The sequence below is a fragment of the Kitasatospora sp. NPDC091276 genome, assembly GCF_040684355.1.
In the GTDB taxonomy this organism is placed as follows: Bacteria; Actinomycetota; Actinomycetes; order Streptomycetales; family Streptomycetaceae; genus Kitasatospora.
Map to the genome: position 1 here is coordinate 347441 of NZ_JBFBFU010000005.1, position 9750 is coordinate 357190.

General features: G+C 71.2%; 7 protein-coding genes and 1 rRNA gene. 4 read left to right on the forward strand and 4 right to left on the reverse strand.

Annotated features, from left to right (window positions below):
• Positions 1 to 3 precede the first annotated feature (3 nt).
• Together AB0O19_RS09155 and AB0O19_RS09160 are read left to right on the forward strand one after the other, a co-directional pair.
• Positions 4 to 333 (forward strand): heavy-metal-associated domain-containing protein, encoded by a 330-nt coding sequence (locus AB0O19_RS09155; RefSeq protein ID WP_363588576.1) that lies wholly within the window; start codon positions 4 to 6, stop codon positions 331 to 333.
• Between the two features lie 87 nt (positions 334 to 420).
• Entirely contained in the window at positions 421 to 2727 is a 2307-nt protein-coding gene (locus tag AB0O19_RS09160) for a heavy metal translocating P-type ATPase (protein WP_363618833.1), read from the forward strand.
• Between the two features lie 71 nt (positions 2728 to 2798).
• Here AB0O19_RS09160 and AB0O19_RS09165 read toward each other — a convergent pair whose 3' ends face one another.
• The 3 genes from AB0O19_RS09165 to AB0O19_RS09175 form a co-directional block, all read right to left on the reverse strand.
• On the reverse strand, positions 2799 to 3518 hold the full coding sequence (locus AB0O19_RS09165) for an SDR family oxidoreductase (protein WP_363618834.1): 720 nt from the start codon (positions 3516 to 3518) through the stop codon (positions 2799 to 2801).
• Between the two features lie 536 nt (positions 3519 to 4054).
• Entirely contained in the window at positions 4055 to 5344 is a 1290-nt protein-coding gene (locus tag AB0O19_RS09170) for a citrate synthase (RefSeq protein WP_363618835.1), read from the reverse strand.
• Between the two features lie 225 nt (positions 5345 to 5569).
• Positions 5570 to 7804, reverse strand: coding sequence for an ATP-dependent RecD-like DNA helicase (locus tag AB0O19_RS09175; RefSeq protein ID WP_363618836.1), 2235 nt, complete (start codon positions 7802 to 7804; stop codon positions 5570 to 5572).
• A 238-nt stretch (positions 7805 to 8042) separates the two neighbouring features.
• Between AB0O19_RS09175 and AB0O19_RS09180 the strand changes: the two genes are divergently transcribed.
• Together AB0O19_RS09180 and AB0O19_RS09185 are read left to right on the forward strand one after the other, a co-directional pair.
• On the forward strand, positions 8043 to 8834 hold the full coding sequence (locus AB0O19_RS09180; protein WP_363588568.1) for a VOC family protein: 792 nt from the start codon (positions 8043 to 8045) through the stop codon (positions 8832 to 8834).
• A 91-nt stretch (positions 8835 to 8925) separates the two neighbouring features.
• The gene (locus AB0O19_RS09185) at positions 8926 to 9378 is read left to right on the forward strand and encodes a GNAT family N-acetyltransferase (protein ID WP_363618837.1); all 453 of its coding nucleotides are present in this window, start codon (positions 8926 to 8928) and stop codon (positions 9376 to 9378) included.
• A gap of 75 nt (positions 9379 to 9453) precedes the next feature.
• Here the strand turns inward: AB0O19_RS09185 and rrf are convergent.
• Positions 9454 to 9570, reverse strand: a 5S ribosomal RNA gene (gene rrf / locus AB0O19_RS09190).
• Positions 9571 to 9750 lie beyond the last annotated feature (180 nt).

The following is a 9750-nucleotide window of genomic DNA, read 5'->3' on the forward strand; positions in this document are numbered from 1 at the left end:
TCCGTGACGCGCGCCACTTCACCCGCCCCTCCCGGAAATACCCCTGAGGGGTATGGTGTTGTCAGAGTAGAGCCCGGGCCGACGCCCGGGGCGCCACACCTCCCGGAGGCCCGGATGTCCAGCACCACCACCTACACCGTGACCGGCATGAGCTGCGGCCACTGCGAGAAGGCGATCAGCGAGGAACTCTCCGCCCTCACCGGCGTCACCGAGGTCGCCGCCGACTCCAAGGCCGGCACCGTGACGGTCTCCTCCCTCGCCCCGCTGGACGACGACCAGGTCCGCAGCGCCGTCGACGAGGCCGGCTACGAACTGGTCGGCCGCAGCGCCTAGGCCTCCCTGCACACCCGGTACGGCGGGGCCCGGGCAGCGGACCCCGCCGTACACCCCCACCGAGGAGCTGCCGAGGAGCCGATCCGCATGAGCGAGCGAAGCGAACTGGTCACCACCGCCCCCGGCGTCCAGGGCACCCCCGGGGTCCGGGACCGGGTCGAGCTGTCGATCGGCGGCATGACCTGCGCCTCCTGCGCGACCCGGATCGAGAAGAAGCTCAACCGGATGGACGGCGTCGAAGCCACCGTCAACCTCGCCACCGAGAAGGCCCGGGTCGACTACGGCCCCGGGGTGACGGTCGAGGACCTGATCGCCACCGTCGAGCGCACCGGCTACACCGCCGAGCTCCCGCCGCCCCCGGCCCCCGCCCTCCCGACCGGCGCCGACGCCGACGCCAGTAGCGGTGCCGGTACCGACACCGCCGACCCGCTGTACGACCGGCTGCTGATCAGCGCCGTCCTCAGCGTCCCGGTGGTCATGCTGTCGATGATCCCGGCCCTCCAGTTCGCCAACTGGCAGTGGCTCGCCTTCGCCCTCACCGGCCCGGTCGTGGTCTACGGCGGCCTGCCGTTCCACCGCGCCGCCTGGACCAACCTCAAGCACGGCGCCGCGACCATGGACACCCTGGTCTCGCTCGGCACCCTGGCCGCCTTCGGCTGGTCCTTCTGGGCACTGTTCTGGGGCCACGCGGGCCTGCCCGGCATGCACCACGACTTCTCACTGGCGATCGGCGACACCGACGCCTCGTCCACCCTCTACCTGGAGACGGCCGCCGCCGTCACCGTGCTGATCCTGCTCGGCCGCCACCTGGAGGCCCGCTCCAAGCGCCGGGCCGGGGCCGCCCTGCACGCCCTGCTCGACCTCGGCGCCAAGGACGTCACCGTGCTGCGCGGCGGGGCCGAGGTCCGGATCCCGGTCGGCGGCCTGGCCGTGGGCGACCGGTTCGTGGTCCGGCCGGGCGAGAAGATCGCCACCGACGGCACGGTGGTCGAGGGCGGATCGGCGGTGGACGCCTCGATGCTCACCGGCGAATCCGTACCGGTCGAGGTCTCCGTCGGCGACCAGGTCACCGGCGCCACCGTCAACGCCGGCGGCCGGCTGGTCGTCGAGGCCACCCGGATCGGCGCGGACACCCAGCTGTCCCGGATGGCCCGACTGGTCGAAGAGGCCCAGAACGGCAAGGCCGCCGCCCAGCGCCTCGCCGACCGGATCTCCGCCGTCTTCGTCCCGGTCGTCATCCTGCTCGCGCTCGCCACCCTGGTCGGCTGGCTCCTGGCCTCCGACAGCCCCACCGAGGCGTTCACCGCCGCCGTGGCCGTGCTGATCATCGCCTGCCCGTGCGCCCTGGGCCTGGCCACCCCGACCGCGCTCATGGTCGGCACCGGCCGCGGCGCCCAGCTGGGCATCCTGATCAAGGGCCCCGAAGTGCTGGAGACCACCCGCAAGGTCGACACCGTCGTCCTGGACAAGACCGGCACCGTCACCACCGGCCGGATGACCCTGCTCGCGGTGCACACCGCCGAGGGCGTCGGCGAGACCGAGGCACTGCGCCTGGCCGGCGCCCTGGAGCACGCCTCCGAACACCCGATCGCCGCAGCCATCGCCACCGCCGCCGCGGAGCGGACCGGCGCGCTGCCGCCGGTCGAGGACTTCCGCAACCTCCCCGGGAGGGGCGTGCAGGGCGTCGTCGAGGGCCGGGCGGTGGTGGCCGGGCGCGAGGCCCTGCTCGCCGACCGGGCCCAGCACCTGCCGCCCGTCCTGGCCCGCGCCAAGGCCGCGGCCGAGGCGGCCGGGCGGACCGCGATCGCGGTGGGCTGGGACGGCGAGGCCCGGGCCGTCCTGGAGGTCGCGGACGCGGTCAGGCCGACCAGCGCCGAGGCGATCGCCCGGCTGCGCGCGCTGGGCCTGCGTCCGGTGCTGCTGACCGGCGACAACCGGGCGGTCGCCGAGGCCGTCGCCGCCGAGGTCGGCATCGCCCCGGAGCACGTCATCGCCGAGGTCATGCCGCAGGACAAGGTCGCCACCGTCAAGCGGCTCCAGGCCGAGGGCAGGGTCGTGGCGATGGTCGGCGACGGCGTCAACGACGCGGCCGCCCTCGCCCAGGCCGACCTGGGCCTGGCGATGGGCACCGGCACCGACGCCGCGATCGAGGCCGGCGACCTCACCCTGGTCCGCGGCGACCTGCGCTCGGCGGCCGACGCCATCCGGCTCTCCCGCCGCACGCTCGGCACCATCAAGGGCAACCTGTGCTGGGCCTTCGGCTACAACGTCGCCGCCCTGCCGCTGGCCGCGGCCGGGATGCTCAACCCGATGATCGCCGGTGCCGCGATGGCCTTCTCCTCGGTCTTCGTGGTCACCAACAGCCTGCGCCTGCGCCGCTTCCAGCCCGCCTGACCCGCCCACGCGACGCGGAAGGGCCCGGACCGCCCGGTCCGGGCCCTTCCCAGCGCCAACGCGCCGACGCGTCAGCGCCCGAGCAGCTCGCCGCCGTTGCAGTGCAGGATCTCGCCGGTGATGAACCCGGCCTCGGGCGAGGCCAGGAAGTAGACCGCGGCCGCGACCTCACCGGTCTCCCCGATCCGGCCCAGCAGGGTGCGGGCCGCCCGGCGGGAGACCTCGGCCTCGTCCAGCCGGGGGCCGAAGAACTCGGTGCCGGCCACCGTCCCGGGCGCGACGATGTTGGCGGTGATCCCGGAGGTGCCCAACTGGGCGGCCAGGAAGTGGTTCCAGGCGTGCAGCGAGGCCTTCGCCGCGCCGAACGAGCCGGCCCCGCGCAGGGCGGCGATCGAGCTGATGGTGACCACCCGGCCGGCGCCGGGGGTGAGCCGGTCCCGGATCGACTCGGTGAGCAGCACCACGGTCAGCACGTTGCGCTCGAAGTCGCCGCGCCAGCGGGCCAGCAGGGCGTGCGGCCCCGCACCGATCACGGTCTCCCGGCTGCCGGCGTTGTTGACCAGGACGTCGATCCGATCGGGCAGTTCGGCGAGCGCGGCCTCGACGGCATCGGGGTCGGCGAGATCGCACACCAGCGGGGTGACGTTCGGCCCGAGGTCCGCCGCGGCCTTCTCCAGGACCGCGCGGCGGCGGCCCACGATCACGACCCGTTCGCCCGCCTCGGCGAACCGCCGCGCGACTTCGTACCCGATTCCCGTGCCACCGCCGGTGACAACGACGTTCCTGGCCATCTGCGCACTCCCTCCCCAGCTCCGCCGCCACGCTGCGAGGGTGCGGGACGGTCCGTACCGGAATGCCACGATTCCTATCACGCTCGGTTGCCGTGACTGCGGGGAGGGTGACGTCGCGCGCGCGGGAACGTGTGATATGGGCTCGGCACGACGTGCACACGGAGCGTGGCGAGAGGCAGCTCACACCCCCCGGGCGTAACTTCTCGCACCCTGATACGTCTTAGGTTGGTAGTGCGGCAGTTTTCCGATGGGCGGAGACGCGACGAACGGCAATGCGTCCCCGCGCTTCCACCGACTGCCGCCGACGGGGCTCCGGCGGGCCCCGGGACGGTCGTCGACCTTGACGGCCTTCGCGCACGACGCCGGGGTTGCGGCGGGTCAGGGACGCTTTGAGCGGCCGTCCCCGGCTTCGGCCCGGCCCCGGAGTCGTGCGCCGTACGGTTCCGTCCCCGCGCGGGCGCCCACCCGGGCCCACCGCACGGGGACGCGGAAGGGCCCGGCCGCCATCTGGCGACCGGGCCCTTCCGGGTGCAGCGTCAGCGGTCGCCGAGGGCGACGTAGTCGCGGATCTCGACGCCGGTGTAGATCTGGCGCGGACGGCCGATCCGGCTGGTCGGGTCGTTGATCATCTCGTGCCAGTGGGCGATCCAGCCCGGCAGCCGGCCGAGGGCGAACAGCACGGTGAACATGCTGGTCGGGAAGCCCATGGCGCGGTAGATCAGGCCGGTGTAGAAGTCCACGTTCGGGTAGAGCTTGCGCGAGACGAAGAAGTCGTCCTTGAGGGCGTGCTCCTCCAGCTTGAGCGCGATGTTCAGCAGCTCGTCGTTCTTGCCGAGCTGGCCGAGGACCTCGTGCGCGAGCAGCTTGACCTGCGCGGCGCGCGGGTCGAAGGCCTTGTAGACGCGGTGGCCGAAGCCCATCAGCTTGACGCCGGCTTCCTTGTTCTTCACCTTCGTGATGAACGCGTCGACGTCGCCGCCGTCCTTCTGGATGCTCTCCAGCATCTCCAGCACGGCCTGGTTGGCGCCGCCGTGCAGCGGGCCCCAGAGCGCCGAGATGCCCGCCGAGATCGAGGCGAACAGGTTGGCGTGGCTGGAGCCGACCAGGCGCACGGTGGAGGTCGAGCAGTTCTGCTCGTGGTCCGCGTGCAGGATGAGCAGCTTGTCCAGGGCGTTGACGATCACCGGGTTGAGCTCGTAGTCCTCGGCGGGGACGGCGAAGGTCATCCGCAGGAGGTTCTCGACGTAGCTCAGGTCGTTGCGCGGGTAGACGAAGGGCTGGCCCATCGCCTTCTTGTACGCGTAGGCGGCGATCGTCGGCAGCTTGGCGAGCAGGCGGACGGTCGACAGGTGGCGCTGGCCGGCGTCGAACGGGTTGTGGCTCTCCGGGTAGAACGTGGAGAGCGCGCCGACCACCGAGGACAGCATGGCCATCGGGTGGGCGTCCCGCGGGAAGCCCTGGAAGAAGCGCTTGACGTCCTCGTGCAGCAGGGTGTGCTGGGTGATCTCGCGGTTGAACTCGGCCAGCTGGTCCGCGTTGGGCAGCTCACCGTTGATCAGGAGGTACGCGGTCTCGATGAAGCCGCCCTGCCCTGCGAGCTGCTCGATCGGGTAGCCGCGGTACCGCAGGATGCCGTTGTCACCGTCCACGAAGGTGATCGCGGACTTGTACGCGGCGGTGTTACCGAAGCCGTTGTCCAGGGTGACCAGGCCGGTCTGCGGGAGCAGCTTCGAGATGTCGAAGCCGGCGTTGCCCGCAGTGCTCTCGACGACGGGGTACTCGTACTCGCCGTCCTGGTACCGCAGTACTACCGAGTTGTCGCTCACGTCTTCCTCACCGACGAAATGAATCCTCTTCCAAGGTGCCCTGACTGTCTCTACCATCCCCCATCTGGAGGACAGCCGCGCACCCGGGGTGGCCCGAAAGGGCCCGCCCCTACAAAACCTGCTGCCGCAGCCGGTACGAACCGGACAAGATCGGCACCACCCTAGGCTCTGCCGTAAATCTCTTCACGTCAAGAGAACATTAGAGGCAACCATCCTGTTGGATAATCATCCAGTTGCCAGTCGATGATCGAGCGCCGCATGCCGTCGACCTGCACTGACGGTTCGCACGGCCTGGGCGATCGCCTTCCGTGACCCCACCAGTACCACCAGTTTCCTGGCCCTGGTCACAGCGGTGTAGAGCAGGTTTCGCTGGAGCATCATCCAAGCGGACATGGTGACCGGAATCACCACGACCGGGTACTCGCTGCCCTGCGAGCGGTGGATCGTGACCGCGTACGCGTGGGCCAGCTCGTCCAGTTCGTCGAAGTCGTACGGCACCTCCTCGTCCTCGTCGGTGAGCACCGTCAACCGCTGGTCGTCCACGCTGAGGGCGGTCACCACTCCCACTGTGCCGTTGAAGACCCCGTTGCGCCCCTTGTCGTAGTTGTTGCGCACCTGCGTGACCTTGTCCCCCACCCGGAACGTGCGCCCGCCGAACCGCCGCTCCGCCAGCCCCTCCCGGGCCGGCGTCACCGCCCCCTGGAGCAGCGTGTTCAGGTTCCCCGCCCCGGCCGGACCCCGGTGCATCGGCGCCAGCACCTGGACGTCCCGCCGCGGGTCGAAGCCGAACCGCTGCGGGATCCGCCGCGCCACCACGTCCACCGTCAGGCCGGCCGCCAGCTCCGCGTCGTCCTCCGCGAACAGGAAGAAGTCCGGCAGACCGTCCGTCAGCGGCGGCCTCCCCTCGTTGATCCGGTGCGCGTTCGTCACCACCCCCGACTGCTGGGCCTGCCGGAAGATCCTGGTCAGCCGCACCGACGGGATCGGGCCGCCCTCCGCCAGCAGATCCCGCAACACCTCGCCGGCGCCCACCGACGGCAGCTGGTCCACGTCCCCCACGAACAACAGGTGCGCCCCCGGCGGCACCGCCTTGACCAGCTTGTTCGCCAGGATCAGATCCAGCATCGAGGCCTCGTCCACCACCACCAGATCGGCGTCCAGCGGCCGGTCCCGGTCGTACGCGGCGTCCCCGCCCGGTTTCAGCTCCAGCAGCCGGTGCACCGTCGAGGCCTCCGCCCCGGTCAGCTCCGCCAGCCGCTTCGCCGCCCGCCCGGTCGGCGCCGCCAGCACCACCTTCGCCCGCTTGGCCAGCGCCAGCGTCACGATCGACTTCACCGTGAACGACTTGCCGCAGCCCGGACCACCCGTCAGCACCGCGACCCGCTCGGTCAGCGCCAGCCGCACCGCTTGCTCCTGCTCCGGCGCGAGATCGGCCCCGGTGCGCTTCGCCAGCCACTCCAGCGCCACCGGCCAGTCCACCCCGCCGAACCACGGCATCCGGTCGGAATCCGAACGCAGCAACCGCAGCAGCTGGTTGGCCAGCGAGACCTCCGCCCGGTGGAACGGCACCAGGTACACCGCGGTGATCGCCTCGCCCGCCTCCCCCGGCACCGACTCCCGCACCACCCCCTCCGCCGCGACCAGCTCCGCCAGGCAGTCGATCACCAGGCCCACGTCCACCTGCAGCAGCTTCACGCCGTCCGCGATCAGCCGCTCCTCCGGCAGGTAGCAGTGCCCCTGGTCGCTGCTCTGCGACAGCGCGTACTGCAAGCCCGCCTTCACCCGCTCCGGGCTGTCGTGCGGGATCCCCACCGCCTGGGCGATCCGGTCCGCCGTCAGGAAGCCGATCCCCCACACGTCCGACGCCAGCCGGTACGGCTCGTTCCTCACCACTCCGATCGAGGCGTCGCCGTACTGCTTGTAGATCCGCACCGCGAGCGAGGTCGACACCCCGACCCCCTGGAGGAAGACCATCACCTCCTTGATGGCCTTCTGCTCCTCCCAGGCCGCCGCGATCTTCTTCGTCCGCTTCGGCCCCAGCCCCGGCACCTCGATCAGCCGGCCCGGCTCGTTCTCGATCACCTCCAGGGTGTCCACCCCGAAGCGCTCCACGATCCGCTCGGCGAACCGCGGCCCGATCCCCTTGATCAGCCCCGAACCCAGGTACCGCTGGATGCCCTGCACCGTCGCCGGCAGCACCGTCGTGTAGTTCTCCACCGTGAACTGCCGCCCGTACTGCGGATGCGAGCCCCACCGCCCGTGCAGCCGCAGCGACTCCCCCACCTGGGCCCCCAGCAGCGCGCCCACCACCGTCAGCAGGTCGTTCCCGCCCCGGCCGGTGTCCACCCGGGCCACCGTGTAACCGGTGTCCTCGTTGGCGTACGTGATCCGCTCCAGCACGCCCTCGACCTGCGCGAGCTGGCGCGGCGCCTCCTGCCCCGACTGCGCCTGCCTGGCCACCGGGACCCCCTTCGACCGGTACGGGTGGACCTTTCGTTACGCACCGTACCGCCCGGCCACGACAAGCCCGCACCCGCGCCGGACCACCCCCGCGGCGGGACCGCCTCCGGGCCCCTGCCGAGCAGCGCCCCCGCCGAGCAGCGCCCCCGCCGTGCAGCGCCCCCGCCGAGGTGCCAGGCTGGGACGGGCAGGGGGGCACGATCGCGCCCGTACGGGCCCCGTCCGAGGAGCAGTGCCCATGCTCAACACCTCCTTCCGCCCCGGCTCCCCCGACTGGCTCGACCTGGGCAGTCCCGACACCCGGGCCTCCGTCGACTTCTACACCGCCCTGTTCGGCTGGACCTTCGACCCGGCCGGCCCCGAAGCCGGCGGGTACGGCTTCTTCCAGCTCGACGGCCGGACGGTCGCCGCCCTCGGCCCGCTCGCCGAGGAGGGTTCCCTGCCCGCCTGGACGCTGTACTTCGCCACCCTCGACGCCGACCGCACCACCGAACTCGTCGAACAGGCCGGCGGGCACGTCCGGTTCACCCCCTTCGACGTCTTCACCGCGGGCCGGATGGCCGGCTACACCGACCCGACCGGCGCCGAGTTCGCCGTCTGGCAGCCGCACGACACCCACGGCCTGGAGGTCGTCAACGAGGAGGGCAGCCTCTGCTGGGCCGAGTGCTACAGCGTCGACGCCGAACGCGCCAAGACCTTCTACCGGACCGTCTTCAGCTGGCAGGAACAGGACGTGCCACTCGAAGGCACCTCCTACACCGTCCTCACTCCCGCCGGCGCCGGCAGCGACGACGCCCACGGCGGCATCATGCAGCTCGGCCCCGAACAGACCGCCCGCGGCACCACCTCGCACTGGCTCCCCTACTTCGAGGTTCCCAACGTGGACGCCAGCCTCGCCATCGCCGACAAGCTCGGGGCCACCGTGCGGATCCCCGCCATGGACGTCCACGGCGTGGGCCGCCTCGCCCAGTTCCACGACCCGCACGGCGCCGTCTTCGCCGTCATCACCAGTGCCAAGCCCGGGGAGTGACGGCAAATCACCCCCGAGAAGGGGCCTGAGGGGGTTCTACGGGCGGTGGCGGCGGAGGTGCGGGGAAACAGGGCGCGCCTATCCTCTGATCATGACTGACCTGACGATCCGCCGGGCCACCGCAGAGGACCTGCCGGCGCTAGTGGCCATGCTCGCCGACGACGCCCTGGGTGCCGCCCGCGAGAGCCCCGACGACCTCACCCCGTACCGAGCCGCCTTCGCCCGCGTCGACGGCGACCCGCACCAGCACCTGGTCGCCGCCGAGCGCGCCGGCCGGACCGTCGGCACCCTGCAGCTGACCGTGATCCCCGGCATCTCCCGGAAGGGCTCCACCCGGACCGTCATCGAGGCCGTCCGCATCCACGCCGACGAGCGGGGCAGCGGCCTCGGCACCGAACTGATCCAGTGGGCGATCGAGCGTTCCCGCGAACTCGGCGCCGACCTCGTCCAGCTCACCTCCGACGCGACCCGCACCGACGCCCACCGCTTCTACGAGAAGCTCGGCTTCGTCCCGTCGCACGTCGGATTCAAGCTCCAGCTCTGAGGCCTTGAAGTTCCAAAGCCGCGGAAACGCAAAAAGACCCCCTCCCGGACGGGAGGGGGTCTTTTCGGAATAATTGTTCGGCGGCGTCCTACTCTCCCACAGGGTCCCCCCTGCAGTACCATCGGCGCTGTAAGGCTTAGCTTCCGGGTTCGGAATGTAACCGGGCGTTTCCCTCACGCTATGACCACCGAAACACTATGAAACTGTCAACCGCACCAACCCCGTGACCAAACGGGTTGGGGTCGTTGTTTCAGAACAACACAGTGGACGCGAGCAACTGAGGACAAGCCCTCGGCCTATTAGTACCGGTCAACTCCACCCCTCACAGGGCTTCCATATCCGGCCTATCAACCCAGTCGTCTACTGGGAGCC